Below are 17,102 nucleotides of genomic sequence, written 5' to 3'. Positions count from 1 at the left end.
ACCCCATAAGTTAGGTATGAAACCGCGGTTGTCTATGAAAATGCGCTGTCTATTCAGCCGATAGCCGCTGCTTTCACATCGTCATCAATGAACGGGACATATTTTTCAAAGTTGTCGCTGAACATCGTGACCAGCTTTTCGGCCTGCGCGTCATAGCCTGCCTTGTCGGCCCATGTATCGCGCGGGTTCAGCAGCCCATCGTCTACGCCATCAACCGAGATTGGAACCTCGAACCCGAAATGCACATCCTTGCGGAAGGTGCTTTCGATCAGCGTACCGTCCAGGGCCGCAGACAAGAGCGCGCGTGTTGCTTTGATCGGCATGCGTGACCCGGTGCCATAAGCGCCACCGGTCCAGCCGGTGTTCACCAACCAGCAGGTCGCACCGTGGCTTGCGATCTTGGAGCGCAGCAGGTTGCCGTAAACTTCGGGTCTGCGCGGCATGAAAGGCGCGCCGAAACAGGTGCTGAATGTTGGCTCTGGTTCTGTCACACCGCGCTCGGTGCCTGCGACCTTTGACGTAAAGCCGGACAGGAAGTGATACATCGCCTGTGCCGGTGTCAGCCGCGCAATCGGGGGCAGGACTCCGAAGGCATCGCAGGTCAGCATGATGATGTTCTTGGGATGCCCGCCCAGTGCGGTGTCTGATGCGTTGGAGATGTAGTTCAGCGGATAGGCGCAGCGCATGTTCGCGGTCAGACTGTCGTCTTCGAAGTCGAGTTCAAGCGTCTCTGGATCAAAGACCATGTTTTCGATCACCGTGTGCGGCATGGAACAGGTGGCGTAAATTTCCGGCTCGGCCTCTGGGTCCAGACCGATCGTCTTGGCGTAGCAGCCGCCTTCAAAGTTGAAGGTCCCGCGATCGGACCAGCCATGTTCGTCGTCGCCGATCAGCACGCGGGTTGGATCGGCAGAAAGGGTCGTCTTGCCTGTACCGGACAAGCCAAAGAAGACGGCCGTATCAACAGGGTTGCCCGGCGCGTGGTTGGCCGAGCAGTGCATCGGCATGATGCCTTTTTCGGGCAACAGATAGTTAAGCAGGGTGAAGACCGACTTTTTGTTTTCGCCGGCGTATTCCGTGCCGCCGATCAGGATCAGCTTCTTCTCGAAGTTCAACGCGATCACGGTCTCGGACCGGCACCCGTGCTTGTCAGGGTCGGCCTTGAAGGTGGGGCAGTTGATGATTGTGAAATCCGGTGCAAATGTTTCCAGCTCGGACGCGTCGGGGCGACGCAGCAAGTGACGGATGAACAGGCCATGCCAAGTCAGCTCTGTCACGACGCGAACATCAAGACGGTGGGCCGGATCAGCACCACCAAAAAGGTCCTGCACGTTGTAGGTGCCACCTTTCATGTGCTCCAGCATGTCGTTGTAGAGCATGTCAAACTTGGCTGGCTCCATTGGTGGGTTGTTTTCCCACCAGATCGTGTCTTCGACACTCGCCGTTTTGACCACGAATTTGTCCTTGGGCGACCGCCCGGTGTGCTTGCCTGTGGTGACAAGGAAGGTGCCGCCTTTGCCTGTGACGCCTTCACCAGCGGCAACGGCTGCATCGTGTAATTCGGCTTCAGAGCGGTTGTAATACACATAACCCAGCCCTGTGATGCCTTGATCTTCAAGTTTCATCGACGGGTTGACCGTACCGTGGTCCATGGGTTCGCTCCTTTGTGAAGTGGCCGTTGTGGCCAGCGATGGTCTTCCATAGCACCAAGTTTTAAAGGGCCGATACCCCCGTCGCACATCGTTAGCGCAACCATTTCGATGTTAGCGCAACCAACATACGCTCTGGTCGAGGCGGCAATAAGAATTTTGGCGAAACTGGCAAAATTAACCCAAATAAGGCGTATTTGTGGCCTAGACTGAGTTAACTATTGATTCGTCACAATAAAACAGTGAAAACCTTGTTTCAGCGCCAGCAAGAGCGTCGGTACAGCGAATGAAGGGGCTCTTTGATGTCCAGAATTGCACTTGTCGATGATGACAGGAACATCCTTACGTCGGTTTCGATGACACTCGAAGCCGAAGGGTTTGAAGTTGAGACCTACAATGACGGCTTGTCCGCATTGGAGGCGTTCAACAAACGTATGCCTGAACTGGCTGTGTTGGACATTAAAATGCCACGGATGGACGGCATGGACCTGTTGCAGCGTCTGCGCCAGAAGACGTCGATGCCCGTTATTTTCTTGACGTCCAAGGATGATGAGATCGACGAAGTCCTTGGTTTGCGTATGGGCGCGGACGATTACGTAAAAAAGCCATTTTCTCAGCGTTTACTGGTTGAAAGAATCCGTGCGCTCTTGCGTCGTCAGGATGCGATCGCCGGTGAAGAGATTGAGGAAACCGAAGACACCAAAGTGATGGTGCGCGGTGAATTGGTGATGGACCCGCTTCGTCACGCAGTAAAGTGGAAAGGGAAAGACGTATCCCTGACAGTGACCGAGTTTTTGTTGTTGCAGGCGCTTGCCCAGCGGCCCGGCTTTGTGAAAAGCCGCGATCAGTTGATGGATGTAGCCTATGATGATCAAGTCTACGTGGACGATCGCACGATCGACAGCCACATCAAACGGCTGCGTAAGAAGATGCGTAATACGGACAATGAGTTTTCCGCGATCGAGACCCTCTATGGCATCGGGTACCGCTACAACGAAGAGTAAGGCATGACCGCCGCTCCGAAAATTGACGTACGCGACCTGAAGTCGGTGCGTGCGGCGGCACGCACGCCTGACCTTGTGTTGGGTGATGACTGGGTTGACCCCGATCTTGTCACTGAGGATATCGCAGTTGATGAGGTTCCGGGTGGTCGCCTTTTTGCGCTACGGCGTTCGCCCATTGCCCGCAAGATTGTCACCTTCAATCTGATCGCTTTGATCCTGCTGATCGCCGGTGTGCTTTATCTCAGCCCATCGCGTGACAGTCTGGCTTTTCAGCGTGCAAACGGTCTTGTCAACGAAGCACAGCTGATCGCTGATGTGTTTGAGGCGCAGTTGCCGACGGTTGCCCCGGTCAATCTGGTCACAGCCGACGGTATCAATCCGACGGCAACTCTTGATGGTTTGAACCTGCGCGGCGGTGTCGAAGTATCCGTCTTTGCCCCTGATACAACACTGGTGGCGCGTGCGACCGGTGGCTTGAACGCGTCCCAGATTGCCGAACTTGAAGCACAGACCGGCGGGACCTTTGTGTTGGATTCTCTCATCTCGCTTTGGAACGGCATGGTCAGCCTTGGGTCCTTCGGTGAAGAACCAATGACCCAGGAACAAGCCCTGGTTCAGCTATCGCAAGAGAACGTCAGGCAAGCGATTGAAAATGGAACGCAGCTCGAGGCCTCGCAAATCGAAGGTGCCACCAGTTTTGTCGTGACCACACCGATCATGCGCAACGGTGTCGCTGTCGGCGTGATTGCGGTAACCACGGCCGCGGGTGAAGTGGACAGCCTTGTGCGCCGCGAACGGGAACAGTTTTTGCGTTTGTTCTTTGTTGGCGTTTTTGTCAGCATCGGCCTCAGCCTTGTGCTGGCTTCGACCATCGCGAACCCGCTTGCCCAATTGGCAACGGCGGCTGAGGCAAGCCAGGAAAAGAACGCGCGCAAGATGTCGCCCGGTCGTGTCCGTATTCCTGATCTAAGCGGACGCCCTGATGAGATTGGTCGCCTTTCCGCCGCCTTGCGCAGCATGGTTGCCGCACTTTACGAGCGGATTGAAGGCAATGAACAGTTCGCCGCCGACGTCGCCCACGAAATCAAGAACCCGCTCGCGTCCCTCCGCTCGGCCGTTGGCACGATGCGTGTGGCCAAACGCGATGACCAGCGCGAGCGTTTGCTGGAAGTGATTGAGCATGATGTGAAGCGCCTCGACCGGTTGGTGAGTGATATTTCCAATGCATCCCGTCTTGATAGTGAATTGGTGAAGGAAGAAGAAGAAACCTTCGATCTGATCAATATGCTTGGCAATATTGCGGAGTTCCTTGGCAAAGATGCGACCCAGCGCGGCGTGGATTTCGTCGCCGATTTACCGGATGAGGCGATCACCGTGCAGGGGCTTGAGGGCCGCATGGCGCAGGTGTTTGTGAACCTGATCACCAACGCTGTTTCTTTCTGTGACAAGGGCGATGCGATCCGTGTTTGGGCGCGGACCCGCCAAAACCGCGTGCTTGTCGTGGTTGAGGATACGGGTCCGGGCATCCCTGATGATGCGCTGACCAAGATTTTCCAACGCTTTTATTCGGAACGCCCCGAAGGCCAGTTTGGCAATAACTCGGGTCTTGGTCTGGCGATTTCAAAGCAGATTGTTGAAGCACATGCGGGCGTCATCTGGGCCGAGAATATTCGCCCGACGGATGCTGATCCAACGTCAGAGCCGCTTGGCGCGCGCTTTGTCGTTGGTTTGCCGATCTAGCCTATGTCCGATCCCGCCCCTGACACCCTGCACGCGACCTGTGTGGCATGGGATGGGAGGGCGGTCGCGATTACAGGGGCATCGGGTGCGGGCAAATCAGCCTTGGGTTTGGCGCTGCTGGCACTTGGGTGCACCTTGATTGCGGATGATCATGTGCAGCTGACCGCGCAGGATGGTCATCTCATTGCTCATTGTCCGCAAACAATCGTGGGCCTGATTGAAGCGCGCGGTGTTGGCATCATCAATGCCCATCACGAAATGCAGGCACAGGTTGTGCTGGTGGTTGATCTGGACCGCATAGAGGCGGAGCGACTGCCAAAAGAGCGCATTTTCACGGCTTTGGGATGTGATGTGCCCTTGATCTACAAGGTTGATGCGCCACACTTTGCACCGGCAATTCTGCAAATTCTCAAGGCCGGTTGGAGCGATAGATGACACGGGCAGGTCCTGACCCTTCAAAATCGGCACCCTCTGTGGTGTTGGTGACTGGTCCATCCGGGGCGGGGCGGACAACAGCGATCAACGCGTTGGAAGACCTCGGGTATGAGGTGATCGACAATTTGCCGCTGTCGTTATTGCCACGACTGCTGGACGGTCCGCCACCCGCGCGCCCGCTTGCGCTGGGCGTCGATGTGCGGAACCGCGATTTTGGAACAAATGCGTTGATCGAAACCATTGATCGGCTGACCGGGCAGGGCGATCTGATGGCGCAGGTCCTTTACATGGATGCCGCCGAAGAAGACCTTGTGCGCAGGTATTCCGAAACACGGCGCAGACACCCGCTTGCGCCCGCTGGTCCGCCTCTTGCGGGGATATCTGCAGAACGCGAACTGCTGATTCCGATCCGTGCACGTGCTGATGTCTTGATCGACACCACGGGCATGTCACCCCATGATGCCAAGGCTGAGGTTGAGCGCTGGTTTGGGGCCGGCGACGGACACCGACTAAGCGTCACCTTGCATTCCTTCTCTTACAAACGTGGCCTGCCGCGCGGCATGGATATCGTCATGGATTGCCGTTTTTTGCGAAATCCACATTGGGAAGAGGACCTGCGCAAACTGGACGGGCGTGATCCGGCGGTGGCCGCCTATGTCGCGGCTGACGCGCGCTTTCCAGCGTTCTTTGAGCGGGTGAAAGCACTGGTGGATTTGCTGCTGCCTGCCCACCGGGATGAGGGCAAGGCGCATCTGTCCATTGGCTTTGGGTGTACCGGAGGGCAACACCGCTCAGTTGCCCTGACGGAACATATGGCAGAAACTCTTGCGCAAGACGGATGGCATGTGTCTAAACGACACCGCGAGTTAGAGCGGCGCGAAGCGCAAGGTAGTATGGGACAAAAGGTTTGATCGGTATCGTCATCGTCGCACATGGTGGGCTTGCACAGGAATACCACGCTGCCGTGGAACATGTCGTAGGGCCGCAGCCCGGCATGGTCAGCATTGCCATCGGTCCCGAAGACGATCGGGCGACCAAGCAATCCGAGATTTGCGATGCGGCCGATGGGGTCGATACCGGCGACGGCGTTGTGATCGTGACGGATATGTTCGGGGGTTCGCCCACAAACCTGTCTTTGCGGGCTTGTAGTCCGGACAATCGCAAGATCCTTTATGGGGCCAATCTGCCGATGCTGATCAAGCTGGCCAAGACCCGCAACAGGACGGTGCCTGATGCGGTTGAAGCTGCAATTGCTGCCGCGCACAAATACATCAACAGCCACAATGGTGGTCTTCCGCAATGACGGTGCAGCGGTTGAAAATCCAAAACATCAAAGGCCTGCACGCCCGCGCCTCTGCCAAACTGGTTGAAGTGGTCGAAAGTTTTGATGCGGATGCCACGGTCAGCAAGGACGGCAACAGCACAGGCGGCGACAGCATCATGGGTCTTTTAATGTTGGCAGCTTCTATCGGAACCTTTATTGACGTTGAAACCCGCGGTCCGCAGGCAGCCGAGCTTGCGGCGGCAATCGAAAATCTGGTCGCGGATAAGTTCGGCGAAGGCGACTGACCTCTATGTGGATCGAATAGGACAAGCAGATTGACCGAAACGAGCCCTAAAGCCTCTGTGCAGCCTGCGGTTTCCCAAGCCACACCACGCGTCTATGACCGCGGGGCGCTGACCTACTCCAACACTTTTGACAGCCCTATCAAACGCAACATCATCAAAACGATTGAGTGGTGCTCGGGCAAGATCCACATCATCCGCATGATCCGCAAGTTCGAGAAGCGCGGCAAGTACCACGGTCAGTCGTTTTGGCGTGGTGCGCTGGATGTGATGGGCATTGATCTGATCACGCCGCAGGAGCAACTTGACCGCATTCCCAAGACCGGCCCTGTGGTCATTGTCGCCAACCATCCGCACGGCATGGTCGATGGCATGGTGATGGCTGATCTGATCGGGCGGGTGCGCACCGATTACCGCATTCTGACCCGCGCTTTCCTGACCGACATCGACGAAGACGCTGGCAATTTTCTGATCCCGGTTCCATTCCCTCATGAAAAAGACGCGCAGGCCAAAATGGTTGAAATGCGCAAGGCAGCGATGGCGCATCTGAAAGAGGGCGGCGTCATCGCGATATTTCCGTCTGGCGTTGTGGCCTCATCGAACTCCTTGTTTGGCCCGATGGTTGAGGATGAATGGAACCTCTTCACCGCCAAGATGATCCGCATGTCGGGTGCCCGCGTCGTGCCACTGTTCTTTCCCGGTGCAAATTCGCGTTGGTATCAAATGGCAAATCAGGTTTCAGCGACACTGCGTCAAAGCCTGTTGATCCATGAGATCGTGAATGCCTGCGGTCGGCCACAAAAGCCCGTTGTCGGGCATCCGTTTGACGAAGATGAGGTTAAAGAGCGCCTGAAAGACCAGCGCGCCTGCATGGATTGGATGCGCGAAGAAACGTTGAACTTGAAAGAGTGAAGCTGGATTGGCCGGCGCGTGGTGGGATGCACCTAAAATGCAAACAAAGCGGCGCTGGGGGACGGGCATAATGCATGAGTTGTTAACTGATTACCGCTAAACCTAAAGCCGTCGAAACGACCGGGTTTAGTATTATGTTGAATAGGATTAAGGCGTATTGGATCGACGCGCTTGTGTGTTTGGTCGGTGTAATTGCCTATATATTCGCGGCTGAGGCCGAGGCGTTTGAAGCATTTTTTGAATTCAGCCGTTCGCATGAAGATTGGGATCTTGACGAGATTATCCTCGTCTACGCAATTGGCGCGGCGATTTTGCCGTTTCTGCTTTTTCGTGCGAATAAGCGCCTGCGTGCTGCCATGCGCGATGCATCTGAGGCCAAGAACAATGCCCAGCATGCCGCACGCCACGATGCGCTTACCGGGTTGTATAACCGGCGCTATTTCAGCGAGCTGTTAGACGCCGCTACTGAAAATGTGACGCAGGATGAAGTCCCGACCGTGCTTTTGCTTGATCTGGACCGGTTCAAGGCCGTCAATGACCTGCGCGGGCATGAAAGCGGCGATTTGGTTCTTCAGGAAGTCACGCGTCGGATTCAGAAATGCTGCGGCAGTGACGACAAGGTGGCGCGTCTGGGCGGTGACGAATTTGCCATTCTGATATTGGACAATTTGAAATTCACAGGGTCAACCAGACTGGCACGAAGGCTTTTGACGGAAATCGGAGAGCCTGTAGAATTTGATGGATGGCTTGCAAACATCGGCAGCAGCATCGGCATAAGTCGTTGGCATCAAGGCGAAGATGCGCAATCAATGATAAGAAACGCCGATCAGGCGATGTATCGGGCAAAACAACAGGGCCGCGGCCGTTACGCCTTTTTTGACAAAGACCTTGGCGATGAACTGCACAAGCAGGCTCTGCTTGAAGCTGAATTGAAAGCAGCCGTGGCTGAGATGAGTTTTGAGCCGCATTTTCAGCCAATCGTTGACATCAATGACGGAAGTGTATGCGGCTTTGAGGTTCTTTCGCGTTGGAACAGCCCCACGCTTGGCCCCGTTCGACCAGACGAATTTATTCTGCTGGCCGAGGATATGGGGCTTATCAATGCAATAACATGGCAGGTGATGCGCAAAGCGCTCAAGCTGGCGGCGGAGTGGGATGAAAACCTGTTCATTGCATTCAACCTGTCCCCACGCCTGTTTGATGACGAGCTGTTGGAAAACATCAAATGGCAGTTGAGTGAGTCGAAAATTGCCCCAAACCGCATCGAGATTGAGATTACCGAAAACGCTGTGATCGGTAACATCGGCGAAGCGAAAAAGGCTCTGGATGCCCTTAAAGAACTTGGCATGCAGATATCCCTCGACGACTTCGGAACAGGCTTCTCTAGTTTGGCAACGCTTAGCAAGCTGCCATTCGACAAGATCAAGATCGACAAGAGTTTCGTGTCGCATGTCGAAACCACACCGCAGAATGCCAAAATCGTCACAGCTATTCTGGCGCTCGCACGGTCAATGGATATCAAGGTCACGGCTGAGGGAATTGAAACTGATGAGGCCCTGAGTTTTCTTTCAGATCGGCAGTGTCGCCAAGGCCAAGGCTTCCTGTTTGCAAAGGCAATGGACGCGAAAGCCGTTTCAGATTTCCTCGGCCGGACAGATGGGCTGCTCAATGATATGGCAGCGCGCCAAGCGTCCTGATCCATCGTTTTTCAACGGGTCGCTCAGCTGACAGCCGGTGTGCGTCAGCTAACCGGACCCCTGATGTGGGATGCTGGCCGGTTTAGTCGATCCAGATGTTGGCTTTGCTTTGTATCGCGACCCAATACTGCAACCAAGCATCAATCTGCTCAGGCTCAGCCATCGTTCCCGGTAACCTATCGCGTCGGAACCGGAGTATCCCCCCGGTAGTCATAAAATCCGCGTAGCGATTTACGACCCAACCAGCCAGCTTCCACGTATTTCGTCAGCAATGGGCAAGGGCGGTACTTCGTGTCGGCCAGTCCGTCATGCAATACGTTCATAATGGCAAGGCAGGTATCAAGCCCGATAAAGTCTGCCAGTTCCAGCGGCCCCATCGGGTGATTTGCACCCAGTTTCAGTGACGTATCAATCGACTGCACCGATCCCACACCTTCGTAAAGCGTGTAGATCGCCTCATTGATCATTGGCATCAGGATGCGGTTCACGATGAAGGCGGGGAAATCTTCTGCTGTGGCCGAAGTTTTGCCCAGACGCTCAACGACGGCATAACAGGCTTTGAACGTCGGCTCATCCGTTGCGATGCCACGGATCAACTCGACCAGTTGCATGATCGGCACCGGGTTCATGAAGTGGAACCCCATGAATTTCTCAGGCCGGTCGGTGCGCGACGCGAGGCGCGTGATTGAAATAGAGGAGGTGTTGGAGGTCAGGATAGTATCTGGCTTCAGATGGGGCACAAGGTCCTCAAAAATCGCCGTCTTGATCGTCTCACGCTCGGTCGCGGCCTCAATGATCAGATCTGTTTTGCCCAGATCGGTCAGGGTCTGGGTCGTGCCGATCCGCTTGATTGCATCGGCTTTCTGGGAAGCTGTGATCAGCTCTTTGCTGACCTGCCGATCCAGATTGCGTTCAATCAGGGCAACGGCCGCGTCAAGCGCCTCTTGGCTGATGTCCGTCAGCAGCACCTCGTATTCGGCTAGGGCAAAAACATGCGCGATGCCGTTGCCCATCTGGCCTGCGCCAACAATGCCTACCTGTTCAATTGCCATGATCAATTCCTCAACGGTTCGCTGCACCATAGGCCCCAGCGGGGGGCAGCATCAAGGCGGGTCGATAGGTAAAAGTTTTAACGAATATGCGCATTAGCGAATTGGCAAAGGATTTCAGCGAATCTGCATCGTGGGTGAAGAAATCAAAGGGGTTGAAGCCATGAAGCACGAAAACGTTGAACTGGGTGATCTGTCGTATTCGCCCTGCCGCTATGGTAATTCCCGGATGCTGTTCCGCGGGCCGCGCAAACGGCTGGATGCGCCTTATCTTGCCTTTGTCGGCGGAACAGAGACCTATGGGAAATTCATTGAAAAGCCGTTCCCAGCGCTGGTCGAAAAGGCGATGCGCCAGCCTTGTGTGAATTTTGGTTGTGTGAATGGCGGCATTGATGCCTTCGTGAATGACCCCACAGTGATGGGTATTTGTTCAGAGGCTGATCTGACCGTGGTTCAGGTGATGGGCGCCAACTACTTGTCGAACCGGTTTTACTCCGTCCATCCACGTCGCAACGACCGTTTTTTGCGCGCTTCAACCGTCTTGCAAGCGATCTATCACGATGTGGACTTTTCCGAATACTCCTTTACGCGGCACATGCTGGGCGCGTTGCATACGAAGTCTATTGAACGGTTCGAAACCGTCGTGGGCGAATTGCGCGAGGCTTGGCTGGCGCGGATGCGTAATATGCTGGGTCAGATCGGTAACCGTGTGATCCTGCTGTGGTTTTCCGAGGATGAGATGACTGACAGTCATTGGTCAAAACGGCAAAACCAGCTTCAGGTCGATCCTTTGTTCATCACCGCATCAATGATTGATGAGTTGCGCCCACTGGTAAAGGATGTCGTGATCGCCAACCCATCCGAGAAAGCGGTCGCGCAGGGGACTGAAGGCATGTTTTTCCCAGTTTCACAGACCAAAGCAGCGTCCGAGATGCTGGGTGTGGATTGCCATGTTGAGGCCAGTGCTGCCTTGGTGCGATCAATCCGCGATACGCTTTATGAGATATGAAAAAGGCCCGCGCATTGGCGCGGGCCTTTTCAAGTTCACCCAGGCGGACGCCTAGAGCTTGCCGGTCAGTTCTGGCACCGCGTCAAAGAGGTCAGCAACCAGACCGTAGTCAGCGACCTGGAAGATCGGCGCTTCTTCGTCTTTGTTGATTGCCACGATGATCTTGCTGTCTTTCATGCCCGCAAGGTGCTGGATCGCACCCGAGATACCGACGGCAACATAGAGATCAGGTGCGACCACCTTACCGGTTTGACCGACCTGCCAATCATTGGGCGCATAGCCGCTGTCAACAGCGGCACGTGACGCACCCACTGCGGCGTTCAGCTTATCAGCCAGCGTTTCGATCAGGGCAAAGTGCTCTTCCGACCCCACACCACGACCACCGGACACAACGACACCTGCAGATGTCAATTCTGGCCGGTCTGAGGCTGCCACCTTGTCTTCGACCCATTCAGACAGACCGGGGTTACCAGCAGCACCGATGCTTTCAACAGTGGCGGAACCGCCCATCTCAGCGGCGTCATAGCCGGCGGTACGGATGGTCATGACCTTCTTGGCGTCAGCGGATTTGACCGTCTGGATCGCGTTGCCGGCGTAGATTGGGCGCTCGAACGTATCGGCGTCAACGATGGCTGTCACTTCGGAAATGACCATCGCATCCAACAATGCCGCCACGCGTGGCATGACGTTCTTGGCGTCGGTCGTACCGGGTGCGGCGATATGGGTGTAATCGCCAGCCAATGACACGATGAGGTCGGCAGTTGGTTCTGCCAGACGATGACCAAGGGCCGGGTCTTCGGCGCAAAGCACCTTTGACACGCCTTGAATTGTTGCCGCCTCATCAGCCGCAACCTTTGCAGAGGCACCGGCACAAAGCACGGTCACATCGCCCAAGGCCTGCGCTGCAGAGACAGCTTTTGCAGTCGCATCAACGGCCAATGCGCCGTCTGTGACTTCGCCAATTAGAAGTACAGCCATTATACAGCCCCCGCTTCTTTGAGTTTTTCAACAAGTTCATCGACAGAACCAACGATGATGCCCGCTTTGCGTGCTTCGGGCTCAGCCGTGCTAACGACGGCCAAGCGCGGTGCGACATCAACGCCGTAATCGGCCGGTGTCTTTTCGTCCAAAGGCTTTTTCTTGGCCTTCATGATGTTGGGCAGTGACGCATAACGTGGTTCGTTCAAACGCAGGTCCACAGTCACGATAGTCGGCATCTTGACCTTGATCGTTTGCAGGCCGCCGTCCACTTCGCGGGTCACTGTGGCGCTGTCGCCGTCCACATCGACCTCGGATGCGAATGTTGCTTGTGACCATCCCAGCAGGGCAGACAGCATCTGGCCTGTCGCGTTCATGTCATTGTCGATGGCTTGCTTGCCACACAGAACCAGACCCGGATCTTCTTCCTTGACGATGGCCGCCAGGATTTTCGCAACGGCCAGCGGTTCGATGTCCGTGTGCACATCATCTGTCGCGACGACAAGGATTGCACGGTCGGCACCCATCGCAAGGGCGGTGCGCAATGTTTCCTGACTTTGCTTGACGCCGATGGACACCGCGATGACTTCTTCGACCTTGCCTGCTTCGCGCAGGCGGATCGCCTCTTCAACGGCGATTTCATCGAATGGGTTCATCGACATTTTGACGTTGGCGAGATCAACACCGGAACCATCCGCTTTGACGCGAACCTTCACGTTGTAGTCGATCACGCGCTTGACGGGTACAAGGACCTTCATCTGCGTTCTTCTCCTAAGAATCTGATCATTTATGTTCTCAGGATGTTGTTATCGTGCGCGTGCCCGGGAAAACAGTGTAAAATCGACGCGCCAAGGCCTCCCGACGCCACGTTCTTGACGTGCACGTCAGGTGCGAAACGTAAGGTGGATCATGATCCACCTTACCTAGCGGTTCGCACCGGGCACCCAAAGCACGTCGTCCTTGCCGTTGTTGTTCGCGATCCTGGACGCTTGAAAGCACCAGTCTGACAGACGGTTAAGGTATTTTACGGCCGCAGGGTTCACAGACTCCATTGTCGCCAGTTCCACCGTCAATCGCTCTGCCCGGCGCGAAACGGTCCGGCACAAATGCAAATAGGCAGCAAGCGCTGATCCGCCCGGCAGGATAAAACTGCGCAAGGGTTCAACTTCCTTGGTCATCGCATCAATCTGACCTTCCAGCCGCTCGACCTGCGCGTCTGTCATACGCAGGACAGGATATTCAGAGTCGCCGTCTTTTTCCATGTCAGGACGGCACAGGTCCGCGCCCAAATCAAAAAGGTCGTTCTGGATCATCGCCAGTTGCGCGTCCATTTCACCCGTTGCATGCAGCCGTGCCAGACCCACGGTGGCGTTCGTCTCGTCCACTGTCCCGTAGGACGTCACCCGCAGTGAATGTTTGGCCACCCGGCTGCCATTGCCAAGTGCCGTTTCACCCGCATCGCCGGTTTTTGTATAGATTTTGTTCAGAACAACCATGGTCTTCAGGCCCCTTCGCCGCGCAGATAGACAAACAACAAGATAAGTACGACGGCAAACAACTGGGCCCCGATCCGCCAGCGCATGATCTTATTGGCGTGCTTGCGATTGTATTCGCCGCCTTTGCCAAAACTGCCCATACCCCACATCAGGATGCCAAGTACAATCAGCACTGAAAGTGACATCAGCCAGAAAAGTGGATCATCCGCCATCGTTTTCGTGTCCTTCGTTCGTGTGGCTTGCGATGTAGCAGGCGGACCGGGGAAGGAAACCCTCAGGCGCGCAAAATCAACGCATCAAGAAGTCGAGTTGGGAGAAGCCGCCGTAGAAATCCCATCAAATAAGTCGGTGTCGTCACATAGTATCGTGGCCTCGGGCGCTGCGCTGTCAGTGCATGCAATATCTTCTTTGTGACGGCAGAGGGCGGTAGTTCAAATCGGTCAGGCCCCGCATCTTCATACAGGCGCGACCTAAGCTCGTCATACTGTGCTGCGCGTGCTGACGACTGCCAGTCAATCCATTTCTCAAAATGCGGGATCGCATTCTGGCGAATTTTTGCGGTGATTGGCCCCGGTTCGATCAGGATTACCTTAATTGGTGTATCGCTCATTTCGATCCGTAAAACATCTGTCAGGCCCTCAAGCGCATGTTTGGACGCCACGTAGGCCCCGCGCCAGCGCATCGGTACGAATCCCAACACAGACGAGCAATTGATAATCCGTCCATGTCCTTGCGCACGCATCACCGGGATCACCAACCGTGTCAGTGCGTGCCCGCCAAAGACGTTGGTCTCAAAGATGGCGCGCAATGCGTCGACCGGCAGATCCTCGACCGCGCCGGGCAGCGCGTAGGCCCCGTTGTTGTAAAGCGCGTCCAGTGTCCCGCCGGTTGCCTCAAGTGTCTCAGCCAGCCCATTCACGATGCTGTCGGCGTCGGTATAGTCGATACGCGGGCTTTCAAACCCTTCGCTGCGCAGCTGGTCGCAGTCTTCCGCCTTGCGGCAGCTTGCAAAGACGCGCCAGCCTGCCGCGCGCAACCCGCGTGCCGCGTCAAGGCCGATGCCGGAGGAACACCCGGTGATCAGTATGGATTTCTGTGTCATTGCAACTCTTTGGCCTCTTGCCAGTGTTGTGGCAAGCGATGTTGCGCCAAAAGGGCGGATGCCCGCCAAAAGATAGCTGCTTTACGCTGGATTCTTGCATCGCTACACACGTCACCATGAGTGATGACAACGATACTGGTCTCGGCCCGAACGATGTAACCGAAACGCTGCGGCGCGCCATTGGCGATCGCTATCTGACCTATGCGCTCTCAACCATTATGCACCGGGCGTTGCCGGATGCGCGTGACGGGCTCAAGCCTGTGCACCGTCGCATCCTTTATGCGATGTCGCGGCTGCGCCTCTCGCCCACAGGCGGTTTTTTGAAGTCTGCCAAGATCAGTGGCGACACGATGGGCGACTTCCACCCGCATGGTGACGCCGCGATTTACGACGCGATGGCGCGTTTGGCGCAGGATTTTAACGTTCGCTACCCGCTGGTCGATGGTCAGGGCAACTTTGGTAACATCGACGGCGATAATCCTGCCGCGTCCCGGTATACCGAGGCGCGCATGACCGCCGCCGCCGAGGCTTTGCTGGAAGGCCTCTCTGAAGACAGCGTTGATTTCCGCGATAACTATGACGGGCGGCTGACCGAGCCGGCAGTCTTGCCGGCCACATTCCCGAACCTTCTGGCCAATGGGTCCAGCGGGATCGCTGTGGGGATGGCGACGAATATCCCGCCGCATAACCTGCACGAGTTGATCGACGCCTGCCTGCATCTGATCAAGACACCGGATGCCCGTGATGATACGTTGCTGAACTACATTCCCGGTCCTGATTTTCCGACCGGTGGCACCATTGTCGAACCTGCCGAAAATATCGCTGAGGCCTATCGCACCGGGCGCGGGTCTTTCCGTCTGCGTGCAAAGTGGGAAGTCGAGGATCTGGGGCGTGGGACATGGCAGATTGTTGTGACCGAGATCCCTTATCAGGTCCAGAAGTCCAAACTGATCGAGAAGTTGGCCGAGGTCATCCAGCTTAAGAAAGTCCCGTTACTGGCCGATGTCCGCGACGAAAGTGCCGAAGATATCCGCGTTGTGCTGGAACCGCGCGCCAAAACTGTCGATCCCGAGGTGATGATGGGCATGTTGTTCCGCAACTCCGATCTGGAAACACGGTTTAGCCTCAATATGAACGTGCTGATTGACGGGCTGACGCCCAAGGTTTGTTCGCTCAAGGAAGTGCTGCGCGCCTTTCTTGAACACCGCCGCAATGTTCTGGTGCGTCGCAGCAAATACCGCCTTGAAAAGATCGACCACCGTTTGGAAGTGCTCGAAGGCTTCATCATTGCCTTCCTGCATCTGGATCGTGTGATTGATATCATCCGCTATGACGATGAACCTAAACAGGCTCTTATGGTCGAAGACTGGGCGCATGATCACGTTCGCGCCACATCCGAGGTCGACTATCGCTCGCCGATCGTACCGGGCGCTGACCCAGAGGTTTCGCTGTCTGAAATTCAGGCCGAGGCGATCCTCAATATGCGCCTGCGCAGCTTGCGCCGGTTAGAAGAGCTAGAACTGATTGCCGAGCGCGATGCTTTGATGGAAGAACGCGCAGGCATCGAGGATTTGCTGGAAAGCGATGACCTGCAATGGGCCAAGATCGCTGAGCAGTTGCGCGAGACCCGCAAGGTTTTTGGCCGTGACAGCGAAGGTGGCGCACGTCGGACGCAATTTGCCGAAGCGGCTGAGGTTGTCGAAGTGCCGCTTGAGGCGATGATTGAGCGTGAGCCGATCACTGTGGTCTGTTCGCAAATGGGCTGGGTCCGCGCGATGACCGGTCATATTGATCTGACCCGCGAGTTGAAATTCAAGGACGGTGACGGCCCGCGTTTCATCTTCCATGCGGAAACCACCGATAAGCTGTTGGTCTTCGGCGCCAATGGCCGCTTCTACACCGTTGGTGCCACCAACCTGCCCGGTGGGCGCGGCATGGGCGAGCCTTTGCGCCTGATGATTGAGCTGCCCAATGACGTCGAGATCGTGGATTTCCTGATCCACAAGCCCGGTGAAAAGCTGTTGGTCGCCTCGGCTGAAGGCAACGGTTTTATCGTACCAGAAGAAGAAGTCGTGGCGCAAACCCGCAGCGGCAAACAGGTCCTGAACGTCAAAGACACCATCGCCAAAGTCTGTCACCGCGTTGCGGGTGACCATGTGGCGGTCGTGTCTGAGAACGCGAAATTCCTGGTCTTTGAAGTCAGCGAACTGCCCGAAATGAACCGCGGCAAGGGTGTGCGCATCCAGAAATACAAGAAAGCCTCGGGTCGTCAGGGCATGTTGGAACTGGATGGTGGACTGTCTGACATCACCACCTTCGCGTGGGACGAAGGCCTGTCGTGGCCCATGGGCGGCGGTAAGACTCGGGTAGAGCCTGACATGACGGAATGGAAGGGTGCGCGCGCCGGGGTTGGCAAGCGTCCACCTTACGGCTTTCCCAAGAACAATCGCTTCTCATAGCGCTGC

17 protein-coding genes are annotated in these 17,102 nt (G+C 56.0%); 10 read left to right on the top strand and 7 right to left on the bottom strand.

The genetic code is table 11. The annotated features are described in order from the left end of the window. Positions 1-53: 53 nt before the first annotated feature. Positions 54-1,652 carry a phosphoenolpyruvate carboxykinase gene (locus MWU60_RS14985; protein WP_247228192.1) on the bottom strand — a complete coding sequence of 533 codons (1,599 nt, stop codon included), beginning with the start codon at positions 1,650-1,652 and terminating at the stop codon, positions 54-56. A 299-nt stretch (positions 1,653-1,951) separates the two neighbouring features. Between MWU60_RS14985 and MWU60_RS14980 the strand changes: the two genes are divergently transcribed. The 8 genes from MWU60_RS14980 (at position 1,952) to MWU60_RS14945 (ending at position 9,003) form a co-directional block, all read left to right on the top strand. After that, complete coding sequence (locus tag MWU60_RS14980; protein ID WP_247228191.1) at positions 1,952-2,653, top strand: response regulator transcription factor; 702 nt, start codon at positions 1,952-1,954, stop codon at positions 2,651-2,653. Positions 2,654-2,656: 3 nt separating this feature from the next. After that, positions 2,657-4,393 carry a sensor histidine kinase gene (locus MWU60_RS14975; protein WP_247228190.1) on the top strand — a complete coding sequence of 579 codons (1,737 nt, stop codon included), beginning with the start codon at positions 2,657-2,659 and terminating at the stop codon, positions 4,391-4,393. Between the two features lie 3 nt (positions 4,394-4,396). Then, positions 4,397-4,828, top strand: coding sequence for a serine kinase (locus tag MWU60_RS14970; RefSeq protein ID WP_247228189.1), 432 nt, complete (start codon positions 4,397-4,399; stop codon positions 4,826-4,828). Next, positions 4,825-5,739, top strand: a complete 915-nt coding sequence (gene rapZ, locus MWU60_RS14965) for an RNase adapter RapZ (protein WP_247228188.1) — start codon at positions 4,825-4,827, stop codon at positions 5,737-5,739. Before MWU60_RS14970 ends, rapZ begins: the two co-directional genes overlap by 4 nt. Next, complete coding sequence (locus MWU60_RS14960; RefSeq protein WP_247228187.1) at positions 5,736-6,131, top strand: PTS fructose transporter subunit IIA; 396 nt, start codon at positions 5,736-5,738, stop codon at positions 6,129-6,131. Before rapZ ends, MWU60_RS14960 begins: the two co-directional genes overlap by 4 nt. Further along, entirely contained in the window at positions 6,128-6,397 is a 270-nt protein-coding gene (locus tag MWU60_RS14955) for an HPr family phosphocarrier protein (RefSeq protein WP_247228186.1), read from the top strand. Before MWU60_RS14960 ends, MWU60_RS14955 begins: the two co-directional genes overlap by 4 nt. 57 nt (positions 6,398-6,454) lie before the next feature. After that, positions 6,455-7,306 carry a lysophospholipid acyltransferase family protein gene (locus MWU60_RS14950; protein WP_247228591.1) on the top strand — a complete coding sequence of 284 codons (852 nt, stop codon included), beginning with the start codon at positions 6,455-6,457 and terminating at the stop codon, positions 7,304-7,306. 134 nt (positions 7,307-7,440) lie between these two features. Then, on the top strand, positions 7,441-9,003 hold the full coding sequence (locus tag MWU60_RS14945) for an EAL domain-containing protein (RefSeq protein WP_247228185.1): 1,563 nt from the start codon (positions 7,441-7,443) through the stop codon (positions 9,001-9,003). Positions 9,004-9,179: 176 nt separating this feature from the next. Here the strand turns inward: MWU60_RS14945 and MWU60_RS14940 are convergent, their stop codons facing one another. Continuing rightward, positions 9,180-10,055, bottom strand: a complete 876-nt coding sequence (locus tag MWU60_RS14940) for a 3-hydroxybutyryl-CoA dehydrogenase (RefSeq protein ID WP_247228184.1) — start codon at positions 10,053-10,055, stop codon at positions 9,180-9,182. A 160-nt stretch (positions 10,056-10,215) separates the two neighbouring features. Between MWU60_RS14940 and MWU60_RS14935 the strand changes: the two genes are divergently transcribed. Continuing rightward, positions 10,216-11,061, top strand: coding sequence for a DUF6473 family protein (locus tag MWU60_RS14935; RefSeq protein WP_247228183.1), 846 nt, complete (start codon positions 10,216-10,218; stop codon positions 11,059-11,061). Positions 11,062-11,112: 51 nt separating this feature from the next. On the opposite strand, the gene MWU60_RS14930 is transcribed toward MWU60_RS14935, so the two are convergent. The 5 genes from MWU60_RS14930 to MWU60_RS14910 all read right to left on the bottom strand — a co-directional run bounded on the left by MWU60_RS14930 (position 11,113) and on the right by MWU60_RS14910 (position 14,637). Next, positions 11,113-12,039, bottom strand: a complete 927-nt coding sequence (locus MWU60_RS14930; RefSeq protein ID WP_247228182.1) for an FAD-binding protein — start codon at positions 12,037-12,039, stop codon at positions 11,113-11,115. Continuing rightward, positions 12,039-12,797, bottom strand: a complete 759-nt coding sequence (locus MWU60_RS14925; RefSeq protein ID WP_247228181.1) for an electron transfer flavoprotein subunit beta/FixA family protein — start codon at positions 12,795-12,797, stop codon at positions 12,039-12,041. The genes MWU60_RS14930 and MWU60_RS14925 overlap by 1 nt, the downstream gene beginning before the upstream one ends. Positions 12,798-12,962: 165 nt before the next feature. After that, the gene (locus tag MWU60_RS14920; RefSeq protein WP_247228180.1) at positions 12,963-13,535 is read right to left on the bottom strand and encodes a cob(I)yrinic acid a,c-diamide adenosyltransferase; all 573 of its coding nucleotides are present in this window, start codon (positions 13,533-13,535) and stop codon (positions 12,963-12,965) included. A 5-nt stretch (positions 13,536-13,540) separates the two neighbouring features. Continuing rightward, positions 13,541-13,747: a twin transmembrane helix small protein gene (locus MWU60_RS14915; RefSeq protein ID WP_247228179.1), complete on the bottom strand. Its 207-nt coding sequence runs from the start codon at positions 13,745-13,747 to the stop codon at positions 13,541-13,543. Between the two features lie 62 nt (positions 13,748-13,809). Beyond that, positions 13,810-14,637, bottom strand: coding sequence for an SDR family NAD(P)-dependent oxidoreductase (locus MWU60_RS14910; protein ID WP_247228178.1), 828 nt, complete (start codon positions 14,635-14,637; stop codon positions 13,810-13,812). 116 nt (positions 14,638-14,753) lie between these two features. Between MWU60_RS14910 and MWU60_RS14905 the strand changes: the two genes are divergently transcribed. Further along, positions 14,754-17,096 (top strand): DNA topoisomerase IV subunit A, encoded by a 2,343-nt coding sequence (locus tag MWU60_RS14905; protein ID WP_247228177.1) that lies wholly within the window; start codon positions 14,754-14,756, stop codon positions 17,094-17,096. Positions 17,097-17,102: the final 6 nt, after the last annotated feature.

Source organism: Yoonia sp. F2084L, assembly GCF_023015625.1.
Lineage (GTDB): Bacteria > Pseudomonadota > Alphaproteobacteria > Rhodobacterales > Rhodobacteraceae > Yoonia.
This window is presented reverse-complemented; position numbering and strand designations above follow the sequence as displayed.